The 21,742-nt window shown below is 67.0% G+C and carries 15 protein-coding genes; 2 read left to right on the top strand and 13 right to left on the bottom strand.

What is annotated here, in order from left to right:
- Nucleotides 1–16: 16 nt before the first annotated feature.
- Nucleotides 17–604: a GNAT family N-acetyltransferase gene (locus tag AB0L82_RS24825; protein ID WP_364640828.1), complete on the bottom strand. Its 588-nt coding sequence runs from the start codon at nucleotides 602–604 to the stop codon at nucleotides 17–19.
- Nucleotides 601–1,440, bottom strand: a complete 840-nt coding sequence (locus AB0L82_RS24820; RefSeq protein WP_364640825.1) for a GntR family transcriptional regulator — start codon at nucleotides 1,438–1,440, stop codon at nucleotides 601–603. The genes AB0L82_RS24825 and AB0L82_RS24820 overlap by 4 nt, the downstream gene beginning before the upstream one ends.
- Nucleotides 1,441–1,726: 286 nt before the next feature.
- Between AB0L82_RS24820 and AB0L82_RS24815 the strand changes: the two genes are divergently transcribed.
- Entirely contained in the window at nucleotides 1,727–2,122 is a 396-nt protein-coding gene (locus AB0L82_RS24815) for a DUF4254 domain-containing protein (protein ID WP_364640822.1), read from the top strand.
- Between the two features lie 58 nt (nucleotides 2,123–2,180).
- Here the strand turns inward: AB0L82_RS24815 and AB0L82_RS24810 are convergent, their stop codons facing one another.
- From AB0L82_RS24810 to AB0L82_RS24765, 10 genes are all read right to left on the bottom strand, one after another.
- On the bottom strand, nucleotides 2,181–4,067 hold the full coding sequence (locus AB0L82_RS24810) for a serine/threonine-protein kinase (protein ID WP_364640819.1): 1,887 nt from the start codon (nucleotides 4,065–4,067) through the stop codon (nucleotides 2,181–2,183).
- A complete protein-coding gene (locus AB0L82_RS24805) occupies nucleotides 4,064–5,923 on the bottom strand; it encodes a serine/threonine-protein kinase (protein WP_364640816.1) in 1,860 nt (619 codons plus the stop codon). Before AB0L82_RS24805 ends, AB0L82_RS24810 begins: the two co-directional genes overlap by 4 nt.
- A gap of 64 nt (nucleotides 5,924–5,987) precedes the next feature.
- Entirely contained in the window at nucleotides 5,988–7,157 is a 1,170-nt protein-coding gene (locus tag AB0L82_RS24800; RefSeq protein WP_364640813.1) for a hypothetical protein, read from the bottom strand.
- A gap of 113 nt (nucleotides 7,158–7,270) precedes the next feature.
- Nucleotides 7,271–8,635 carry an NAD(P)/FAD-dependent oxidoreductase gene (locus tag AB0L82_RS24795; RefSeq protein ID WP_364640810.1) on the bottom strand — a complete coding sequence of 455 codons (1,365 nt, stop codon included), beginning with the start codon at nucleotides 8,633–8,635 and terminating at the stop codon, nucleotides 7,271–7,273.
- Nucleotides 8,636–8,802: 167 nt separating this feature from the next.
- Nucleotides 8,803–9,849: an agmatine deiminase family protein gene (locus AB0L82_RS24790; RefSeq protein ID WP_364640807.1), complete on the bottom strand. Its 1,047-nt coding sequence runs from the start codon at nucleotides 9,847–9,849 to the stop codon at nucleotides 8,803–8,805.
- Nucleotides 9,849–10,814 (bottom strand): nitrilase-related carbon-nitrogen hydrolase, encoded by a 966-nt coding sequence (locus AB0L82_RS24785; protein ID WP_364640804.1) that lies wholly within the window; start codon nucleotides 10,812–10,814, stop codon nucleotides 9,849–9,851. The genes AB0L82_RS24790 and AB0L82_RS24785 overlap by 1 nt, the downstream gene beginning before the upstream one ends.
- 47 nt (nucleotides 10,815–10,861) lie before the next feature.
- Complete coding sequence (locus AB0L82_RS24780) at nucleotides 10,862–12,439, bottom strand: APC family permease (RefSeq protein ID WP_364640801.1); 1,578 nt, start codon at nucleotides 12,437–12,439, stop codon at nucleotides 10,862–10,864.
- Nucleotides 12,440–12,601: 162 nt separating this feature from the next.
- Nucleotides 12,602–14,059: an NAD-dependent succinate-semialdehyde dehydrogenase gene (locus AB0L82_RS24775; protein ID WP_364640797.1), complete on the bottom strand. Its 1,458-nt coding sequence runs from the start codon at nucleotides 14,057–14,059 to the stop codon at nucleotides 12,602–12,604.
- Nucleotides 14,060–14,077: 18 nt separating this feature from the next.
- Complete coding sequence (gene gabT, locus AB0L82_RS24770) at nucleotides 14,078–15,418, bottom strand: 4-aminobutyrate--2-oxoglutarate transaminase (RefSeq protein ID WP_364640794.1); 1,341 nt, start codon at nucleotides 15,416–15,418, stop codon at nucleotides 14,078–14,080.
- Between the two features lie 48 nt (nucleotides 15,419–15,466).
- Nucleotides 15,467–16,894: an aminobutyraldehyde dehydrogenase gene (locus tag AB0L82_RS24765; RefSeq protein ID WP_364640791.1), complete on the bottom strand. Its 1,428-nt coding sequence runs from the start codon at nucleotides 16,892–16,894 to the stop codon at nucleotides 15,467–15,469.
- A gap of 140 nt (nucleotides 16,895–17,034) precedes the next feature.
- Between AB0L82_RS24765 and AB0L82_RS24760 the strand changes: the two genes are divergently transcribed.
- The gene (locus AB0L82_RS24760) at nucleotides 17,035–18,561 is read left to right on the top strand and encodes a PucR family transcriptional regulator ligand-binding domain-containing protein (protein WP_364640788.1); all 1,527 of its coding nucleotides are present in this window, start codon (nucleotides 17,035–17,037) and stop codon (nucleotides 18,559–18,561) included.
- Between the two features lie 77 nt (nucleotides 18,562–18,638).
- On the opposite strand, the gene AB0L82_RS24755 is transcribed toward AB0L82_RS24760, so the two are convergent.
- A complete protein-coding gene (locus AB0L82_RS24755) occupies nucleotides 18,639–21,722 on the bottom strand; it encodes an NAD-glutamate dehydrogenase domain-containing protein (RefSeq protein WP_364640785.1) in 3,084 nt (1,027 codons plus the stop codon).
- Nucleotides 21,723–21,742 lie beyond the last annotated feature (20 nt).

Here is a 21,742-nt window from a genome sequence, read left to right as displayed (position 1 = left end):
GCCCACCTGCTCCGGGTCACCCCGCGTGCAGTTGGGCTTCGGCGGTTACGGGTATGGGGTCGGGGAGGTGGCGGGTGGAGAGCCAGCTGGTGGTGGGGCGTTCGAAGAGGGCGCCGGAGGGGCCGGTGGCTTCGGGGCCTGCGAAGCGGGCTTGGCGGAAGCCGGCTCGGATGTAGTAGGCGTGCAGGTCGGCGTTGGTGGTCCAGGCGTCGAGGCGGACCCAGTCGCGGTTGGCTTGGGCGGCCAGGTGGGCGGCCTTTTCCAGGAGGGCGTGGCCGATGCGGTGACCGGCGAAGCGGAGGTCGACGATCATGTAGTGGACGATGACCGCTTCGGCTATTTCGCCGGGGGACCACAGGCCCTCGTCGGCGCGGTCGTTGACCGTGATGGTGCCCGCGGGCTCACCGTCGATTTCGGCCATCCAGGTCTCGCCATTGTCGACCGCGCGCGCCACCGAGCGGACGAAGGTTTCGATGGGCAGCCCACGACCGGCCCGGGTCCATTGATCGCTACCGCGGGCGGCCAGCCAGCTGGTGCGTTGGAGCCGGAACCGGGTGATGGTTCCGATATCGGTGTGCAGGGCCGGGCGTAGGTGCGGAGTCATGACGAGCCGGGTAGGAGCGAGCTCTCGAAGGAGTGCGAATTGCCGGGCGGCGGTGGGGCGCCGAGTGTTTTGCGAATGATGTCCGTACCTGGGTCGTCGCCCAGCTCGTATGCCAGGCGGTTGCGGGCCGCCGTCGAACGATGGCGGGTGACACGCGTGATGCGTTCGTGGTTCGCGCCTATGCGCAGGTGGTCCAGCAGGATGGTGCCTGGTCCGACGCCGAGCACGGCGGCCTCCTCAGCGGTGGCCGGGCGCGCGACGACGGTATCCCGATGCGCCGTTTCGGCGAAACCACGCTCGGCGAGTCGGCGTGTCGTACCTTCCGGTATGTCGTACGGATGGTCGATACCGGTGGCCTCGGCGAGGTCCCGCGGATAGAAGCTCACCTCCCAGGACCACGGTTCGTTGTCCAGGTACTGCATGACGGTGCGCGAGACCACCCACGAATCCCGTTGCACCCCCAGCCAATGCGCGACGTCCGGACTGGCCGGTTCCATCCGCGCGCTGAACTGCTTGGACGGCTCGCGACCCGCCGCGCGCGCGATCTCCACGAAGATATCGTGGGCCGCACGCGGCCGGTCCGGCCGAATGTGGTTGGTGACAACCGATTCCAGCACCTCTTGACTGCGCACGATGGTGCCCCTGGAAGTCGCCGTATAGACCAGGTTTTCGGCAACCAGGAGCTGAATCGCGTTGCGAGCGGTGGTGATCGAGACCTGCATCTGATCAGCCAGCTCGTTATGGCTGGGTAGTCGATCGCCCGGTTTCCACTTGCCGGCGCGGATCTCCTCGCGGAGGAGGTCTGCGATCCGTTGGTATCTCGGACCGTCCGCCATCTCGCTCCTCGGTTGTTGCTTCAAGGCCCCGAAGTCTACTCCGGGTGCCGAATCGCCGTGTAAGGCTTGACAGCCCTCTTCTGAGGTTTATTGTAATGAAGGTCCTGAATGCGGTGTTGTACGTCGATGAACGTGAGGCAACGTGGCTGGTTCGGAGACATCAAATACGGTCGTTGTGGCTTTGCCTGATATGTCCGATCAATATGCGGACGTAGACACGCATGCCCTCACGAGCGGCCTATTGCCGACCTCCGATCTACTTTTACGCGCCTGCCGTGGTCACCGTGTGATCGGCGGACCCCTCCTGTGGTTCGCCCATGATCTCGCGGTGCTGCATGAGCGGCGCATAGTCGGCAGGGGTGGTATCGGCGCCGAGACCGATCCCGCCGCAATCATCGAAAACAAGCGTCGCCGAACCGAATTGGTGATGGCCATCGATGATTGGATCGTGCGGTCGATTCCCCAGCATCGCCTGGGTGCGACCTTGCACACCGAAACCGTCGGATCGGTCATCGATCGATTGGCGGAGGCGTCGATACGCGCGCATCACGCGTTGATGACGCTTGACGCGAACGATGAGATGCTGCACGGCGCTTGGCACCATCTAGCCGAATTGTCCGACGCCTACGATGATCTCGTGCGCGATGTACTCGCCGGACGGCGGCGACTGCCCGCCTGGTAGGCGACCCCGGCGGTCCGGGCCCGAGGGTGGCTCGGACCGCGTTCGGGGGTTTGTAGGCTCAATTTGTCTTGGGCAGTTGTCCTATGAGGCTGTTCAGTATGGATCGTGCTGTGTCGCAGTATTGTTCGCGCGCACCATTCGTCCCGGCTACCTGAACCTCTACGATTTCTTGGCGATCCGCGACGGTGCGATGGACGTAGATGAACTCGCAAGTCGAAGTGAGTTTGGACGTTCGGGGAAAAACGGTCTTGCCGTTCGCCAATTCCACCCCGGCGTCCAGCCGCATGGCCGCCAGATCCACCAATTGCGTGTGCACCTCCAGCGTCGCGGAGCCATCCCAGTGACAGCTGTGCGCGGTGGCCAGCGGTGGCGTCTGCGACAGTGGGCCGATCGCGCTGTCCAATGTCGCACGCGGCACGATCGCGCATACGTCGACCTCGGCCAGCGAGGCGGGATCGACGCGTTTCGGGGGCGTGGTCCGGGTGGCGAGCAGCCGCTCGATCACGTGGACGGCGAAGTCGCAGTTCTGTGCATTGGCCAGATTCACGGTGATACCCCAAACCTGTTGACCATCAGCAAGATTGACACCCCGATCACAGCCGACGTTGCCCGAGCCCTCGGTGCCGAGCATAGTGAAACCACCGACTTTTCCTGCGGTTTCCCGGATCAGCGCGGTCGTTTCGCCCGCATGTACGATCATGCGCTGCGCACCGGACCCGGCGTCGCAGCCCCAGGTGTAGCTGGAGCTCACCGTCCAGTTCTTGGGATCGGCGTCCCAGCCGGACTCCGCCGGGACCGATCCGCTCAGCGCCTCCCGCAACCACGCGCACATGTCGGCCGCACGCAGCGTGGATAACGCCGTACCCGGCCCCGGCTGCGCCTGTGCGGAACTTTCCGAATGCTTCCAGGTAAGTACGCCCGCGACGAGCGCGACGATCGCCAGCAGCCCGGCAACACCGAGCCAGGCCACCTTTCGCCTGGAATCCGATGCGTCGCCCGCCCGTGAGGGCATGGTGGAACGAGACGCCCGCGAACCCACCAGGGTCGCATTCGGATCGCTCGCGATCCCCGCGAACTCCCGCCGCTGCCACTCGATGGCATCCCGGATCGAATCCGGCCACGGTGCCGGACCCTCAGGCTGTCTGCCCAACGCCGCCAGCAGCTGCGCCGGGGTCGGCCGGTGGTTCGGATCCTTGTAGAGGCAGGGCTCGATGAGTGATCGCAACTCCGCCGGAACCGTATCCAGATCCGAGGCACCGTGGGCGATCTGGAACAGCGTGTAGGCCAGTGAGGCGGCCTGGAACGGATTGGTCCCCGACGCTGCTGTCGCCAGTACCGAACCGAGGGCGAACATATCGCTGGCCGCCGTAACCGATTCGCCCAGAGTCTGTTCCGGTGACATGAACGCGGGCGAGCCCAGTGTGGAACCGGTTTCGGTGAGCCCGCCGGGGTTCTCCATCATGTACGCGATACCGAAGTCGATGACGCGCGGGCCATCAGCGGTCAGCAATACATTGGCGGGCTTGAGATCCCGGTGCACCAGCCCGGCGCGATGGATATCCGCAAGCGCCACCGCCAGGCCCGCGGCCAGCGCCCGCACTGCCGGAACCGGCAGTGGGCCGCATTCCTCGATGGCCCGGTTCAATGGCATGCCGATGACGAAAACGGAAGCAAGCCAGGGTGTCTCGCCATCCACATCGAAATCGACCACTGGTGCGGTGAACGCGCCCGACACCCGGGTACTCGCCGACACTTCCCGCTGGAACCGTGCGCGGTAGCCACGCTGATTCAGCAGATGCGCGTGCACCTGCTTGATCGCCAACAGCCGTCCGTCCGGTCCGGCCCCGAGCAGCACCCGGCCCATCCCGCCCGAGCCGAGGACCCCGAGCACCCGGTACCGGCCGATCGTGCGCGGCTCATCGGGCGTAAGCGGTTGTACCATCATGATTTCGGCAGTTTGGCGATGACATCGGTCAGCACGTCCTGCGCTCTGGCGCATTTGTCGACCTGCCCCGAACGGTCCGCGACCGTCACGCTCGCCACCTCGGCCATTTTCCCCGCGGTGGGGCGCGCCATGTACGCGACGGTGCACACCGAATCCGCGGCCGAGCGATATACGGTGTACTGACCCAGTTGCGCCTTCTCCATACCGCTGTCGGGCCGGGTCGTCTCGGCGAGTGCGAGGCGCACGATGGCATTGCCGCCACTGATCGTGCACTCGTGCGGTGTCGCGCCTCGCTTACCCGGATCGCCGGTTATGGTGCGGCTCTTGTCGATATCGAGCACCGCGCAGGGGTCGAGCCGCAGCAACGACTGCTGTGGCAGCGTCCGTAACGGTGGGAACACCGTCAATTGCCGGACCACCGCGACCAGAGCGCGCTCGGCGATATCGCACGGATCGCCATTCGTGCTGTGCACGGTGAGCCTCAGCGCGACCTGTCCGCCACTCTGTGTGATCACCGAACGGTCGCAGAGGTTGTAGGACGCCGTACCGCCGAAGATCGGGGTCCAGCCGACGGTGTGTCCGGTGTTCTCCGGCGGCACAAGAGTTTCGGAAAGCGGCGCTCCCACCTGCAGCGTGAATATCGTGTTCTTGCTCGACGCATCGGCGAGCGGCAGCGAACAGTCGCCGACGCTGTTCCGCTCCGGATCTGTTTTCCGGGTGCCGAACTTGCCTGACAAGGTCATATCGAGCAGTTTGCAGCCATCCAGCGTGCGCAATTCGGCCGCGGTGAGCGCCAGCGACGGATCGTTCACCGGCTCCGGATGCCCGTTCGCGCCCGCCCACCGGCTCGCCACCACACCGCATCCGGTTAGCACCAGCACCGCCGCCGCACCGGCGGCCAGCCACCGCAGCAGCTCACGGCGGCGAGTCTGTATGTCCGCCAATTGATCCTGATACTTCGATTGCTTCTCGGCGGTCCGTGCCCACCATTCCGAATCGGCGCGATGAGCGGCGACCCGCTCGCGCACCGGATCCGGCCATGCAGGTTCCGCGGTGATTGCGGTGGTCGCCGTGAGCACTTCCTCGACGGTGGGGCGCTGCGCGGGATCCTTCGCCAGGCAGGCGTCGACCAGCCCGCGCAGCGAGGATGGCACACTCGCGGTGTCGGGAGCCGAATGGGCGATGGCGTAGAGGATTTGCGGCGTCGACGTGCCCGGGAACGGCCCCGAACCCGTTGCCGCGAAGGTCAATACGGCTCCGAAGGAGAATACGTCCGTGGCCGGGGTGACCGGGCGGCCCTCAGACTGTTCCGGTGAGGTGTAGCCGGGAGAGCCGATGAGCTGACCGGTCATGGTCAACTGTCCGTCGGCCTGCTCCACCCGGGCGATGCCCAGATCGATCACCCGGGGCCCCTCGGGCGTCAGCAATACGTTGCCGGGCTTGAGATCTCGGTGCATCAGACCGGCGCGATGGATCTCCACCAGCGCCGAGGCCAGCCCCGCCGCCAGCAGCCGCAGCCCGCCCAGATGCAGCGGCCCACACTCTTCTACCACGGTCCCCAGATCCGGGGCGGCGATGTACTCCGTTGCCAGCCATGGATGCTCTGGATCGGCGCTGCTGTCGACCACCGCGGCGGTGTATGCGCCGGTGACCATCCGCCCGGCCTGCACCTCGCGTTCGAAGCGCGCCCGGAACTCCGGATCGCCCGCCAGATGCCGGTGAATCTGCTTGACCGCCACCAGTCTTCCGGTCGGTGTACGGCCCAGGAACACCCGGCCCATACCGCCCTGGCCGATCACCGTGAGCAATCGATTCTCGCCGAGCCATTGCGGATCCTGCGGCATGAGCGGCTTCATCGCGTACCTCCTGCGAATAGTGCTCTTGCGGATGGTGCCTGTGCGCTCAAGGACATGTGCTGTCTCACTGCCGATCCGACAGGATCGAGTCCTCGGCGGCGGCCAATCGGCGCACGTCGATATCGGTATTGCTGAAAACCTTGGCCACGTATTCGCCGCGGGTGATCAGGCAGCGATATCGAGTCGCGTCGGCGGTACGCGGATTCGGTTGCGTCAATTGTGCGCAGCTGATCGAATCCCGTGCTGCTACACCGGTCATCGGGGCATAGTCGGTTTGCGTGGCTTCGATGAGGTGGCGGGCGAACTCGGTGGCGGCGGTGTTGTCACGCAGTCGGTACAGCATCTTGTTGTAGGACACCGCGATCGAGGTCAGGCCCCGGGAACTGCTCGCCTCGAAATCCGCCGCGGGCTTGAGGGAGGCCGCTGCGAAAGCGCGCGTGCTGTACACGGCGAAGGTGTGCTCATCCGGGGTGTAGTCATCGGTCTTGACCAGTCGCGGCAGTAGGCCGTCCGGATCCAGACGCAAGTTCGGCAGGTCCGATGCCGATGTGGGAGTGAATCTTTCGAGCGCCGACAACTGCAATTGCAGGGCCTTGGTGACCTGCTGGCCGAGCGTGCCGTAATCCGGCTCGGGGAGTTCGGCGAATACCCGGATGACCACCGATTTCCAGGCGATCCAACTGCCCAGCGTCGGCACCCCGGGCCGCCAATGATTGATGGCGGCCGGATAGGCGTCCAGGCCGACCGGCACATTGTCGGGGTTGCTCAGGAAATCCGCGTGCTCCATATCGCGGGCCGCGGCCGCTGCCGTCTGTTCATCGGGAAAGGCGAGCAGCGAGACCGCCAGGAACTTCTTCGTCGTCTCCGCCGGGTCGAAGGGCTTGTTCCCCGTCAGCGCGCTGTACCCGCCGAGAATCGAATAACCCTGAAGCGCCATCCTTTGCGGCCCGGACAGCGTGCTGTCGATACCGGTGCTGTCGACCAGGACACCGCCGCCGCGCCCGGCCGTGAGATCGGAATCGACTTCGTTGCCGAGCACGATGCGTTCGCCCAGGCGCAGCGATTCCGCCAGAATGCCGCGTGCCCGACTCGGACGCTGATCGAAATCACCGTCGATGCGATGCGCGGGATACGAACCGTAATCGACCGTATCGCCTGAATTGCCACCGCAGCCGGTGACCAGCATGAGCGAACCCACTGCGGCAACGGCGAATCCACCCGGTTTGAACCGCATAATCCCCCCACACCGCGTTAGACGGTGCCTACTCCGATCCGTACATCTCGCACGAACCTAGCACCGGCCGCCCGATGAGACCATCGGGCGGCCGGAGTGGTACTGCGCCGGACTCAGACCAGAGTGCGCTCGGCGACAATGGCCGCGGCTACGCGCTGGCCCATGCGGACCGCGCCGTCGACGTGCTGGAAGCCGTGGCCCGCGAGGTCCGAACAGGCGAAGTGCATGGGGCCGATGGGGTCGCGGTGGTCGTGGCCGTAGCGGGTCATACCGCCGAAGTCGAAGCTGACGCCGTAGGCGCCGCGGGTCCATTCCTCACTGCCCCAGTCGGATTCGTAGAAGACGACGGGGTTGGCGGCTTCGGGGCCGAGGTAGCGGACCAGGCAGTCCAGGGCGGCGGCCTTGCGCTCGGCCGGGCCCATGGCGAAGTAGGCGTCGGCCTGTTCGTGTGCGATGAAGCCGACCATCGCGCCGTTGTCCACGCCGTGGTTGGTGTTGTCGTAGACCTCGGACACCATGTCGGTATCGCTGAAACCCGTTCCGGACAGGCCCTTTTCGCGCCAGAACGGGGTCTCGTACACCGCGTGCACCTTGACCACGAAACCGAAGGACATGTGCTGGTACATCTGGTGGCGGCGGCGCGGCATCGGGGGATCGAAGCTGATGCCCGCGTACTGGGTCGGCGGCACGGCCAGCACCACGCGGCTCGCGCGCACCTCGAGATCGCCGTCGGCGAAGACGGTCACGCCCGCATCGGACCACTGGATCTTGCGCACCGGCGCGCCCAGATGCACATCCGCGCCCAGCGAGGCCGCCAGACGTTGCGAAACCTGTTGCATGCCACCGATAACGCGCTTGTCGAGCATGAAGGTGTCGGTGGCCAGCGCGGTGTAGGAGCCTTGCGCGGCGGCCATATGCAGCGCCTGGAGGGTCGAGAAGGTATGCGCGGGCTTGGTCAGCATGGCGCCGGCGACGAAGAACGAGACGGTCTCGCGGGCGTACTCGTTATCGGACTGGCGCTCCAGCCAAATACTGAACGGCACCGAATCCAGTTCCGCCGCTTGCGGATGCGCCCACGGCTCCCATGCGCCGACCTCGGCCGCGAGGCCGTCCAGCAGTGCGATGAGCCGATCGATCTCGGCTGCGGTCTCGGCGGGCGCGGGGAATACGTCACCGGTGAACTGCTGCCTGGTGCCGTCCGCCGCGAGGTACACCGACTCGCCGTCGCGGTACCGGGAGAAGGTCCGCAAACCGAGTTCCTCGACCAGCGCCAGCGCGGCGGTGTGGTGCGGGGACAGCCACTGGCCGCCGATCTCGATCATGGCGCCTTCGATATCACCGGTCCAGGTCCGGCCGCCGACCCGATCGCGGGCTTCCAGCACGGCCACCGTGAGGCCGGCCTTGCGCAGTTCGGCGGCGGCCGTCAGACCGGACGGTCCGGCACCGACGATCACGACGTCACGAGTGATGACAGCCACGAGAGCTCCTTACCGATACATTCGGAAACTTCGGATAACCCGAAGGTTGCTACTTCAGTATGTGCGCGTGATCACGATTGTGCCCACGCCGTTTCGGTGAGCCGGCCCGCCCCTCATTCGCCACTTCGGCGTGCGCGGGCCGGATCACCTGCTGACCTCGGCGCTGGTCAGCGAGCCGGAAGCGGCTCGTTCTGGGTGATGCAGTGGATGCCGCCGCCGCGGGCGAAGATCTCCCGGGCGTCCACGGTCACAATGGTGCGGCCCGGGTACACCCCGGCCATGATCTCGGCGGCCTCGGCATCGCTCGGATCGTCGAACCCGCAGAGGATGACCGCGCCGTCACAGACGTAATGGTTGATATAGCTGTAGTCCACGAAGCCCTCCTCATCCCGCAGCGTGCGCGGGGCTGGCACCAGGATCACCTCGAAAGGCGTTCCGGCGGAAGAGGTCTCGGCGGCGAACTGCTTCATGAGCTCGCGGCTCAGTTCATGATCGGGGTGCTCGGGATCGCGCTGATCGTGCACCAGCACCACACCCGGCGACGGCAGCGCCGCCACGATATCGGCGTGCCCGCGGGTGCCGAAGCGCTGCGAATCCCGCCACAGCCCGCGCGGCAGCCAGATCGCGGTATCGATGCCGATGGTGCGCCGCAGTTCGGCCTCGACATCCGCCCGGGTCAGGCCGGGATTACGGAAGGGGTCCAGCTGTACGGTCTCGGTCAGGACGACCGTGCCCGCACCGTCGACCTGGATACCGCCGCCCTCGTTCACCAGCGGTGAATCGATGACCGGCACCCCGGCCGCCTCGGCCACCGCCCGGCCGATCTTCGAGTCGTTGTCCCAGCGTGCCCAATCCTGTTGTCCCCAGCCATTGAAGACCCAGTCCACGGCCGCGACGGAACCGTCGGCGGCGTGCACGAAGGTGGGCCCGATATCGCGCATCCAGGCGTCATCGAGCGGCGCTTCGAGAATGTCGATCGCGCCGGAGAGTTGCTGTTTCGCGGCACCGATATCGGCCGGATCGACCACCATGGTCACCGGCTCGAATTCGGCCACCGCATGCGCCACCGCGGTCCATGCCGCGCGCGCCTCGTCCACCGCCTCGGGGGTCGCGGTGATCTCCGAACCCGCGGGCGGGAACGCCATCCAGGTCCGGCGATGCGGTGCGTGCTCGGCGGGCATCCGCCAATTCGATTGATTCCCAGCGGAACTCATCACGCCCTCCCGAACGGGTGCGCGCGATCGACCGGCTCGGTCAGCCGGGCGTAGGTGTCCGGTCGGCGGGTCTCCAGGAACGGGAACAGCGTCAGCCAATCCTTGCGCTGATCCAGATCCAGATCGGCCACCAGCACCGCGGACTCGTCGCGCGGCGCCTGCACCAGCACGCGGCCGTACGGATCGGAGATGAAAGATGAACCGTAGAAGGTGATCTCACCTTCATTGCCGTACCGGTTGGGCACGATCATGAAGGTGCCCGCGGTGATGCCATTGCCGACGATCACGTGCTGCCACAGCGGCTGGGTGTCGAAGGCGGGGAACGACGGCTCGGAGCCGATCGCGGTCGGGTAGACGATGATGTCCGCACCGGCGAGCGAGTACATCCGGGCGACCTCCGGGAACCATTCGTCCCAGCAGGTCGGCAGGCCGATGCGCACATCGCCGAGATCCGGATGGCTGTGCGGCCGGTACGCCTCCTCGGTCGCGGGGCCCGCGCGGAAGTAGGTGTCCTCGTAGTATCCGTCCGTCACCGGAATGTGCAGCTTGCGGGTCCGCCCGACCAGCTCACCGGTGGGCGACACCAGGATCGCGGTATTGAAGCCCAGACCGTCGCCCTGATCGGCGTGCTCATATAGCGAGGCGTGCACGAAGACGCCGTGTTCGATGGCCGCCTTCGCCGCGAAGGTGAAGGTGGGCCCGGTGGCCAGATCCTCCGCGTCCGCACCGGGATTCGCACCGCCGCGCTCGAAGGCCGGGTACTTGCTGAACGTCACCTCGGGCAGGAAGACCGCCTTCGCGCCCAATTCGGCGGCCTTGGCGATGCCCTCGTTCAGTTCGGCACGCACGGCGTCGGCGTCGGCCTGCCAGCGATGCTGCACCAGGGCCACGCGCAGCGGTGTGCGCGCCGGGGCGTCGACCCGGGCCGGTGAGGCGGGTGGTTCCAGACAGGTGATGACGTTCATGACTACTCCGGATCTTCTCGAAGTGGACTCAGGGAGAGGTGGTTTCGCTACAGCGAGCTCAGATGCGGTTCCGGCACCACCGGCATGGGATCGCCCGACACCGCGCGCGGCAGCGTCTTACCGCGGAAGTAATCCGGCCGCCGCCAGCGCTGCACCAGCATCAGCACCGCGCCAAGCGCCAGAATCCCGAAGCCCAGGTAGAACACCAGGCCGATACCGAAAATCGAAGCGCCGCTGCCGACTTCGGGCTTGAGGCTCTCGCGCACCGAGATGCAGAAGACGATCAGCAGCATGGAGCCGCCCAGCAGCGGGAACAGCAGCTTGAACACGAAATCGCGCACCGAGGCGAACCAGCGCTCGCGGAAGTACCAGACACAGGCGAACGCGGTGATGCCGTAGTACCAGCAGATCATGATGCCGAGGGCCGCAATGGTATCCAGCAGCACATGCTCGGAAAGCAGCGCGGTGATCGCGTAGAAACCGCCCGCCACGACTGCGGCCACGGCCGCGCCGAAACGCGGCACCTGATACACCGGATGCACCGTGGCGAACCGCTCCGGCAGCGCCTTGAAGGTGCCCATGGCCAGCATGGCGCGGGCGGCGGGCAGGAAGGTGGCCTGCAGACTGGCGATGGTCGAGACCAGCACCGCCAGGAACAGCAGCAGCTCACCGGCTCCGCCCATCACGGGCTGGGCCAGGGTGCCGAAGACATTGTTCTTCGCGTCCGGACTGCCCAGGCCGATACCGGTATCGCCGACACCGGCGTACCACATGAGCGCAACGGCCAGCAGCAGATACGTGCCGAGCACGGTCAGGATGGACAGCAGTCCGGCGCGGCCGGGTGTGCGCTTGGGGTCCTTGCATTCCTCACCGAGGGTCAGCGCGGTATCCCAGCCCCAGTACATGAAGACCGAACCGATCAGGCCGATCGCGAACGCGCCCAACGTAAGTCCGGTGAACGGGTTGAACCAGTCGATATCGAAGCTCAGGCCGGACGGGCCGTCGCCGGTGATGGCCTTACTCAGCGCGATGCCCGCGAACAGCAGCAGCACGATGAGCTGGAAGCCGACGAGCACATACTGTGCGCGCTCACTGGAACTGATCCCGCGACTGGCCGCCCACCCGGCCGCGGCCAGGAAGGCCAGCGTCGTCGCGATATTGATCAGCTTGTTATCGCCCAGCGTCGCAATGTATTCCGAGTGCACCAGCCGCCCGATGAACAGGTAGAGGAACTCCGCGCCAACGGCCGCGATATTGGCCAGCACGATGACGACCGCGATCACCGAACCCCAGCCCGCCATCCAGCCCATGTACGGGCCGAGCGAACGAGCGGACCAGGTGAAGGACGCGCCGCAGTCCGGGGTTTCGGCGCTGAATTCGCGATATGCGTAGGCCGCCAAGAACATTGGAATGAAACCCGCGATCAGCAGCGCGGGCATTTTCAAGCCGACCGCGGCGACGATCAGGCCCATGGAGGCGGTGGTGGTGTAGGCGGGCGCGATGGACGCGATACTCAGGATCGCACCGGAGAAGGTGCCGACCTTATTGGTGGCCAGGCCCTTCCCGCTTGCGGGGGTGGTATCACGCGACGGCACTGTCGCCTCGGAGGCATTCTGCACGAGCATCCAAGCTCCTCGTGTTGGGTCTGGTGGTGCCGAAAGCCCCGCTGCTCAGCGATACGGACAGACAACGCCACCGCGCCACGGTGGTGAACCGGAACCCGGCGGGTGAGCGCCGGATTCCGGGTGGGCGCCGAATCCGGCGCAGGGGCCGGGGCGCCGATGACGTCAGCGGGTCAGCGCGACGTATTTGGTATCGAGGTATTCGTGGATCCCCTCTGATCCACCCTCGCTGCCCAGCCCGGACTGCTTCATACCGCCGAACGGGGCCGCCGGATCGGAGATGACGCCCCGGTTCACGCCGACCATGCCGGCGTCCAGGGCATTCGAAACACGCAGGGCCCGATCCAGATCCCGCGTGTAGAAGTAGGCGGCCAGACCGTATTCGGTGTCATTGGCCGCGGCCACGACATCGTCCTCGGTATCGAAGCCGTAGATGGCGGCGACCGGGCCGAAGATCTCCTCGCGATGCATGCGCGCGGTGCGCGGCACCCCGTCGAGCACAGTCGGCTGGAAGAACCAGCCCGGACCGTCGATGGCCTTACCGCCGGTGCGTACCACCGCGCCCGCCGCGACCGCGTCCTCCACCAGTGCGGCAACGGAATCACGCTGCCGCTCATTGATGAGTGGGCCGGTGTCCACACCGGACTCGTGGCCGGGGCCGACGCGCAGTGCGCCGATCTTCTCGGCGAGTTTGGTCGCGAACTCCTCGCGGATCGAATTTTGCACGTAGATGCGGTTCGCCGCGGTGCACGCCTCGCCGCCATTGCGCATCTTGGCCGCCATGGCACCGGCGAGCGCCTGCTCCAGATCGGCGTCCTCGAACACGATGAAGGGGGCATTGCCGCCCAATTCCATCGACGTGCGCAGCACATTGTCGGCGGCCTGGCGCAGCAGCAGCTTGCCGACCCGGGTGGAACCGGTGAAGGTCACCTTGCGCAACCGGGAATCAGCGAGCAGCGGCGCGGTGATGGCGGCGGCATCGCTGCCCGGCACCACCGACAGCACGCCCTCGGGCAGACCGGCCTCGGCGAAGATCTGGGCCAGCGCCAGCATGGTCAGCGGGGTGTCCTCGGCGGGCTTCACGATCACCGTGCAGCCCGCGGCCAGCGCGGGGCCGATCTTGCGAGAACCCATGGCCAGCGGGAAGTTCCACGGCGTGATGGCCAGGCACGGCCCGACCGGCTGCTGGGTGACCAGAATACGGCCGGTCCCGGCGGGGGATTCGGTGTAGCGGCCGCCGACGCGCACCGCCTCCTCGCTGAACCAGCGCAGGAACTCACCGCCGTAGGCGACTTCACCGCGCGCCTCGGCGAGGGTCTTGCCCATCTCCAGGGTCATCAGCAGCGCGATTTCCTCGGTGCGATCGGTCAGGATCTCCCAGGCGCGGCGCAGAATCGCCGAACGCTCACGCGGAGCCGTTGCGGCCCAAGCGGATTGAACCCGGACGGCCGAGTCCAGCGCGCACAGGGCATCGTCGCCATTGCCGTCGGCGACCTCGGTGAGGATCTCACCGCTCGCCGGATTGCGCACCGCGAAAGTGGCTTTCGAGGCGGCGGGCGCGGAGGTGCCGTCGATCCACACACCGGTGGGGATGAGGCCGCTGATCCGGTCGTACTCCAACATCGTTCTCCCTGAAGGTGTTCAGCCCGCGAGGTCGCTGATCGCGGTGCACAGCACCGTCAGCGCCTCGTCGAGTAGGTCGTCGCCGATCACCAGCGGGGGCAGCAGGCGGATGACATTGCCGTAGGTGCCGCAGGTCAGGGTGATGACACCCTGCTCCAGGCAACGCTTGGCGATGGCGGCGGTGAGCGCGGCATCGGGCTCGGTGGTGCCGGGGCGGACGAACTCCAGCGCCAGCATGGCGCCGCGGCCGCGCACCTCGCCGATGGCCGGAACCTGTTGCGCGAGTTCGGTGAACCGGGCGGTGGCGACCTCGCCGATATGCCGGGCGCGGGCGGGCAGATCATGTTCGCGAATGGCGTCGATGGCGGCCAGCGCGGCGGCGCACGCCACCGGATTGCCGCCGTAGGTGCCGCCCAGGCCGCCCGCGTGCACGGCGTCCAGCAGATCCGCGCGGCCGGTGATGGCCGAGAGCGGCATACCGCCGGCGATGCCCTTGGCCATCGTGATGATGTCCGGCACAACGCCTTCCGCCTCGCAGGCGAACCAGTCGCCGGTGCGGGCGAAACCGGTCTGCACCTCATCGGCGATGAAGACCACGCCGTTCGCGCGTGCCCATTCGACCAGGGTCGGCAGGAAGCCCGCCGCGGGAACGATGAATCCGCCCTCGCCCTGGATCGGCTCGATGATGATGGCCGCCAGCTGATCCGCGCCGATCTGCTTCTCGATGCGCGAGATCGCCTCGCGAGCCGCCGTCACGCCGTCCAGGCCGCCATCGCGGAACGGGTACGACATCGGCATGCGGTACACCTCGGGGGCGAACGGGCCGAAATGTGCCTTGTACGGCATGTTCTTGGCGGTCAGGGCCATCGTGAGATTGGTGCGGCCGTGGTACGCGTGATCGAAGGCGACCACCGCGGTGCGGCCGGTGGCCAGGCGCGCCACCTTGATGGCGTTCTCCACCGCTTCCGCGCCGGAGTTGAAGAGCACGCTGCGCTTCTCGTAATCGCCCGGGGTGAGCGTGGCCAGCTCCTCGCAGACCCGGATGTACGCCTCGTACGGGGTCACCATGAAGCAGGTGTGTGCGAACCGCTCGATCTGCTCCTGAACCGCCGCAACGACTTTCGGATGCGAGGCACCGACGTTGGTGACCGCGATACCGGCCGCCAGATCGATGAGCGAATTACCGTCCACGTCCACGATGACGCCGCCGTCGGCATCCGCGGCGTACACCGGCGCGGTGGAACCCACACCGGCCGCGACGGCGGCCTTGCGGCGCGCGGCCAGCTCCTGCGAGCGCGGGCCCGGCAGGGCGGTGTTCAGCACCCGCTGCTGCGGGAGCCGGTAGCTGATCTCGGTCATTGAAAATCCTTCTGCGGAAAGAGGTTCGAGGGTTCGCGAGGCGCGCGGTCAGTCGTGCGCGCTCATCACATGCTTGATGCGGGTGTAGTCCTCCACGCCGTACGCGGACAGATCCTTGCCATAGCCCGACCGCTTGAAACCGCCGTGCGGCATCTCCGCCACCAGCGGGATATGGCAGTTCACCCAGACCGCGCCGAAGTCGAGGGCGGCCGAAACGCGCTGCACCACACCGTGATCCCGAGTCCACACACTCGAGGCCAGGCCGTAGTCGACATCGTTGGCGAGCTGGATCGCCTCGGCCTCATCGGCGAAGGACTGCACGGTCAGGACCGGGCCGAAGGTTTCCTCCTGCACGATCGGATCGTCCTGGCGCACACCGGTGATGATGGTCGGCGCGAGGTAGAAGCCGGTATCGCCGACCCGGGTGCCACCGGTCGCGACGGTGGCGTGCGCGGGCAGCGCCGCGAGTTTGCCGGTGACGGATTCGAAGTGTCGAATGTTGTTCAGCGGTCCGTACGCGGCATCCGGATCATCGGGCAGGCCGGGCTTCACGGACTCGGCCTTCTTCACCAGCGCGGCGACCAGATCGTCATGCAGCGATTCGTGCACCAGGACGCGGGTGGCGGCGGTGCAGTCCTGCCCGGCGTTGAAGAACGCGGCATCGCCGATGCGATCGGCGGCCAGGGCCGGATCAGCGTCACCGAAGACGACCACCGGGGCATTGCCGCCCAGTTCCAGATGCGCCCGCTTGACCTGTTCGGCGGCGGCCGTGGCGACGGCGATGCCCGCGCGCACCGAACCGGTGATGGCCACCATGTCCAGGCGCGGATGGCTCACCAGAGCCGCGCCGCTGACGGCGGTGCCGAGCACCACATTGAGGACGCCGTCCGGGAGGATGCCCTTGGTCAGCTCGGCCAGCACCAGGGTGCTGCCGGGAGTGGTGTCACTCGGCTTGAGCACCACGGTGTTTCCGGTCGCCAGCGCGGGGCCGATCTTCCAGATGGCCATCATCAGCGGGTAATTCCACGGGGTCACCTGGCCGATCACACCGACCGGTTCGCGGCGCACATACGAGGTGAAACCGGGCATGTACTCGCCCGCGGACTTGCCTTCCAGCCCGCGCGCGGCGCCGGCGAAGAAGCGGAGGTGATCGGCTCCGACGGCGACCTCCTCGGAGGCCACCAGATGCTTGGGCTGGCCGGTGTCGCGGCACTGCGCCTCGACCAGGCGGTCGGAATTGGCTTCGATGGCGTCGGCCAGTTTGAGCAGGGCGGCCTGACGCTGACTGGGGGTGGTGGCCTTCCACGCGGGGAAGGCGGCGGAGGCGGCGGCGACTGCGGCATCGATATCGGCCTGCCCGGAAATCGGGCTGATACCGGTCACCGATTCGTCCACCGGGCTGATCAGTTCGAACGACTCCGATGCGGTCGCGGGTACGAACCGGCCGTCGATGTAGTTCCGAAGCATCTCAGTCATGTGTGCCCGATCTCGTTCGAAGGAAGTGCTGTGCGGTTGCCAGTCAGTGTGCTGTGCGACACACCCCCGCGTCACCTGCCGGATCGGCGTGGAGGCAGAATCAGGTTTCGACAACTTGTCCAGTTTGCTACGGGAGAGCTGTGAACGCGGGAATTCCGGTCCGATGGATACTGTCCCAACCCGAGCTGGGACTGGTCCTCAAAGGCGGCGGAGACGGACTCGGGCGCGCCGTCACCCTGGTGCTCACCTCCGAGCTCACCGAACCGCAGCAGTGGATGTCCGGCGGGGAACTCGTGCTCACCACCGGAATGGGGTTACCGCTCAGCCGTCCCGACCGGCTGCGTTATCTCCAGGATCTGTATCGGGCCGGAATCGCGGGACTCGGCTTCGGCGTCGGGCTCTCGCACGAGACCGTGCCCGAGGATCTGGTCGAGGCCGCGGATCAGTGCGGGCTGCCGCTGTTCGAGGTGCCGCTGCCGACGCCGTTCGGCGCGATCACCAAGAAGGTGATGCAGCGGCTCGCCGAACAGGAATACGAGAAGGTGCTGCGCGCCTCCCGCGCGCAACCGCGCATGACCCGGGCCGCCATTCAGGGAGTGCGGGCGGTGATCCGGGAGCTGTCAGCGGCATTATCGGCCACCGTGCTGGTGGTCGGGGCCGACGGTGCGATCGCCGAGGCGCATCCGCGGCAGCCGGGTGCCGAGATACTCGACCGTATCCGGGAATTCCTGGCCACCCGCAGCGATGCGGTCGGCAGCGGTGCGATACAGCTGCCGACCGGGCAATACATTGTGCTGCAAGCCATTACGGCCGGACATACGGTGCACGGACACCTCGCGGTGGTGACCGCCGGTGCGATCGGCTCGGTGGATCAGGTGCTGCTCGGCCATGCCAGCTCACTGCTCGCCCTCGACTTCGAGAAGCCCGCACGACTGCACATCGCACAGAACCGCTTGAACTCCCAGGCCATGGCGATGCTGCTGGACGAGCCCGGAGATCCGGACATCATGTGGCAACACCTGGCGGCCGCCGCCGACCGCACCGGACGCGTGCGCGCCCTGGTACTGCGGTGTGCCTCCGCGCCGGTGGCCAGACAGGCGCTGGAAACCGTTGACGCGCAGTTGCATCCGCAGAATCGGCAGCTCTTCGCGCATCTCGCCGGGGATCGGGTGGCGGTGCTGCTCCCGGGCTCCGACACCGACGCCACCGCCGAACAACTGCTCACCGGAATTCCCGCTGAAGTCCGGGCCACCTTGCGCGCCGGGCTCAGCGCCCCACATCCATTGCGCCGCTTCAACGCCGCCATCGAACACGCCGAACTCGCCGCCTCCGCCGCCCTGCCCGGTGCGCGCCCGCTCGAACTCGCGGCGCTGGCGGGCCATGCGCTGCTTGCCTTCCCGGAGGCGCAACGCGTCCTGAGCGCGGTCTCCGAAGCCATGCTGCAACCCCTCGTCGACTACGACGAACGGCACGGCACCGACCTCATCACCTCACTGCGCGCGTACCTCGAAGCACACGGCCAATGGGAAACCGCCGCCAACGCCCTTGGCGTACACCGTCATACGTTGCGCAGCCGAGTGGCGAAAATCGAATCCGTCCTCGGCTGCCAGCTGGATCAGGCCCTGGTCCGCGCCGAGCTGCTCCTGGCGGTCATCGCCCGCCGTTGATCCACTTGAGCTCGTACCATCCCCCGTGGGTCAGTCGCCGCTTGAACACTTTCGCGGCGTTGGACAGCTCTCGGAGATTAGAGTGTTGCGGCCGTGGCCAATTCGGCATTGACCACGCACAGGCGGGCGATATCGACGGTGTCGGAACGTTGTAGTTGGCCGACGAGTTCGATCAGGCGGGTCGCGGCCTGTTTGTCCTTCCATGCGGTGACGTGGTCGCGGGCGGAATCGCCGGGGGTGGCCTCGGACAGGACCGCGGCCACCAGGGCGTGCCAGCGGGATTGGAGTTCGTCGGCCAGGACGGCGGCGGCGAGGGTTTCCCAGTGATCGGAGGTGCGGACGGTGGCGAAAGTCGTTGCCAGCCAATCCAGGCCGATCAGTTCGCCCAGTTCGCGGTAGGTCTGGGCGACCAGGGCGACCGGTAGGCGGGTGCGGCGGGCCGTATCGCTCAGGGGGAGGGCCTGGGCGAGTAGGCGCAGGTTGGCCAGGTCCCGGCCGGAGTGACCGCCCGGGCGGGGGAGCACCGCGATCAGTTCCGCGACAAGCGGTGCGTGGCGGTCGATTTCGGCGGACCAGGAATCGTCGGAGCGGTGGGTGAGCAGCCAGGCGGTGGACTGTTCCACCGCGTCCTGGATGCCCTTGAGCACGCCCATGCGGACCTGGGGGGAGACGCCCGGCAGCGCCAGGGCGTCGCGCCACCAGCGGTCCACATCCAGCACCGTGTCGATTACGGTGCAGGCCAGCACGATCTGCGGGGTGCCCGCGCCGATGCGCTCCTCCAGGCGATGGATCAGGCCGGGGCCGACCCGGTTGATCACCTGATTGGCCGCTGCCACCGCGACGATCTCGCGCGCCACCGGATGCTCGTTGAGCAGTCGTTCGCCCAGCAGCGTGCGAATGCGCTCCGGGAAATAGCCCGCCAGGGTTCCGGATACGACCGCATCGTCGAGGGCGTCCGAGGCCAGCAGTTCATCGCGGACCAGGTTCTTGGCTGTGGCCAGCAGCACCGCGATCTCCGGGCGCACCAGGCCCTTACCCGCGCGACGGCGGGCGGCGAGTTCGGCCCGGGTGGGCAGGAATTCGGCCGCGCGATCGAGATCGGTTGCCTGCTCCAGATTTTCGATCAGGCGGCCGTGCCGGTCGATGAGGAAGGGAGCGTGCGCCTCGGCCAGGCTGATGGCAAGGGCCTGCCGATCGCAATCGGCGAGCACCGCCCGCGCCACGGCGTCGGCATTGGCGGCGAGCAGCTTATTGCGCTCGGCGACCGTCGAAAGACCCTCCGCCACCGCGGAATCCAGGGCGATCTTGAGATTCACCTCGCGGTCGGAGGTGGCGACGCCCGCCGCGTTATCGATGAAATCGGCGTTCACCTTGCCGCCCGCGACGGCGAATTCGATGCGGGCCTGCTGGGTCAGCCCCAGATTGCCGCCCTCGCCGATGACTCGGCAGCGCAGGCGGTCGGCGCTCACCCGCACCTCGTCATTGGACGGGTCGGCGACCTCGGCGTCGAGTTCGCCGCCGGCCCGCACATAGGTGCCGATACCGCCGTTGAACAGCAGATCGACCTCCGCGCACAGCATTGCCCGAATCAGTTCCGGTGCGGGCAATTCCGTTGCGGTGACGCCCAATCGTCGTCGCACCTGTGGGGAGAGCGGAACCGATTTCGCGGTGCGCGGCCAGACGCCGCCGCCCTCGGAGATGAGCGTCGGGTCGTAATCCGCCCAGCTGGTGCGCTCCAGAGCCGCCAGGCGGGTGCGCTCCTTGAACGACAGCACCGGGTCCGGATCCGGATCGAGGAAGATGTGCCGGTGGTCGAAAGCGGCGACCAGGCGGATGCATTCGGTTTCCAGCATGCCGTTGCCGAAGACATCACCCGACATATCGCCGATGCCGGTCACCGTGAACGGCTGCACCTCGGGATCGATGCCGAGTTCGGCGAAATGCTGCCGGATCGAACGCCACGCGCCGCGCGCGGTGATGCCGAGCGTCTTGTGGTCATAGCCCGTCGAACCGCCCGAGGCGAAAGCGTCGCCCAGCCAGAAACCACGCTCCACCGCAATGGAATTCGCGAGATCGGAGAACCGCGCGGTGCCCTTGTCCGCGGCCACCACCAGATACGAATCGGGATCGTCGTAGACCACCGTGTGCGCGGGCGGGGTACTCACGCCCTCGACGATATTGTCGGTGACATCGAGCAGGCCGCCGATGAACGCCGCGTACGCGCGCTCCACCGACGCCGGATCGGTGACACCGCCGCGCACCACGAACGCGCCCTTCGCGCCCATGGGGACGATCACCGAATTCTTCACCGTCTGGGTTTTCATCAAACCCAGTACCTCCGTGCGGAAGTCGTCGACGCGATCGGACCAGCGCAGGCCGCCGCGTGCGATCACGCCGCTGCGCACATGACTGCCCTCCACGCGAGTGGAATGCACGAAGATCTCGCGGTACGGGGTGATCGGACCGGTCAGCGACAGGCGTGACGGATCGATTTTGAACGCGGCGACCGCGCGATCGGGCTGGAACCAGTTGGTGCGCAATACCGCTGTGCAAAATGTGGACAGGCCGCGCAGTAGTTGATCCTCGGGGAGTGTGGTCGCGGCTTCCATGCGGTGGCGGACTTCGGCTTCGGCCGCTTCCACCCGAGCGGTGCGATCCGGCAGCGCGGGATCGAAGCGGGCATGCCACAGTGTGACGAACGCGCGCACGAAATCCGAATGCGCGGTGAGGATTTCGGCGATGCGCGGACCGCCCAGACGCAGGCCCGCCTGCCGCAGGTAGCGGCAGGCCGCGCGCACCAGCACCACATCGCGCCAGGCCAGACCGGCGGTCGCGGTCAAACTGGTGAAGCCGTCGATCTCGAACTCGCCCTCGGCGGCGGCCAGGAAGGCCGCGGCCAGCAGCTCCGCCATCGGCTCGGTGAGCTCGAAAGCGGTGGGGCGGAAGGTGAATCGATGCTCGGCCGCATCGGCGCTCACCTCATGGGCGGTGACGTGCAGGCCCAGTGCGGAGAAGATCTCGATCAGCTCGGTGAGTGAGGCCGGAGCGCCCGGCCAGACCAGCCTGGCGCCCGGCGGCTGCGAACCAGGATCGAATTCGAGCCGCGGCGCGGCGGCCATCCGATCCTCGTCCAGAACGCCGACGGCTGCTCCGAGATGCATCTGCCTCAACTCCCTGCGCG

Source organism: Nocardia sp. NPDC052001, from assembly GCF_040680615.1.
Classification (GTDB): domain Bacteria; phylum Actinomycetota; class Actinomycetes; order Mycobacteriales; family Mycobacteriaceae; genus Nocardia.
This window is presented reverse-complemented; position numbering and strand designations above follow the sequence as displayed.

Excerpts from the sequence above, each read along its gene's own strand:
- AB0L82_RS24755 (WP_364640785.1), bottom strand. The coding sequence starts at position 21,722 with ATGCATCTCGGAGCAGCCGTCGGCGTTCTGGACGAGGATCGGATGGCC.
- AB0L82_RS24825 (WP_364640828.1), bottom strand. The coding sequence starts at position 604 with ATGACTCCGCACCTACGCCCGGCCCTGCACACCGATATCGGAACCATC.
- gabT (WP_364640794.1), bottom strand. The coding sequence starts at position 15,418 with ATGACCGAGATCAGCTACCGGCTCCCGCAGCAGCGGGTGCTGAACACC.
- AB0L82_RS24800 (WP_364640813.1), bottom strand. The coding sequence starts at position 7,157 with ATGCGGTTCAAACCGGGTGGATTCGCCGTTGCCGCAGTGGGTTCGCTC.
- AB0L82_RS24780 (WP_364640801.1), bottom strand. The coding sequence starts at position 12,439 with ATGCTCGTGCAGAATGCCTCCGAGGCGACAGTGCCGTCGCGTGATACC.
- AB0L82_RS24805 (WP_364640816.1), bottom strand. The coding sequence starts at position 5,923 with ATGAAGCCGCTCATGCCGCAGGATCCGCAATGGCTCGGCGAGAATCGA.
- AB0L82_RS24775 (WP_364640797.1), bottom strand. The coding sequence starts at position 14,059 with ATGTTGGAGTACGACCGGATCAGCGGCCTCATCCCCACCGGTGTGTGG.
- AB0L82_RS24790 (WP_364640807.1), bottom strand. The coding sequence starts at position 9,849 with ATGAGTTCCGCTGGGAATCAATCGAATTGGCGGATGCCCGCCGAGCAC.
- AB0L82_RS24785 (WP_364640804.1), bottom strand. The coding sequence starts at position 10,814 with ATGAACGTCATCACCTGTCTGGAACCACCCGCCTCACCGGCCCGGGTC.
- AB0L82_RS24820 (WP_364640825.1), bottom strand. The coding sequence starts at position 1,440 with ATGGCGGACGGTCCGAGATACCAACGGATCGCAGACCTCCTCCGCGAG.
- AB0L82_RS24765 (WP_364640791.1), bottom strand. The coding sequence starts at position 16,894 with ATGACTGAGATGCTTCGGAACTACATCGACGGCCGGTTCGTACCCGCG.
- AB0L82_RS24810 (WP_364640819.1), bottom strand. The coding sequence starts at position 4,067 with ATGATGGTACAACCGCTTACGCCCGATGAGCCGCGCACGATCGGCCGG.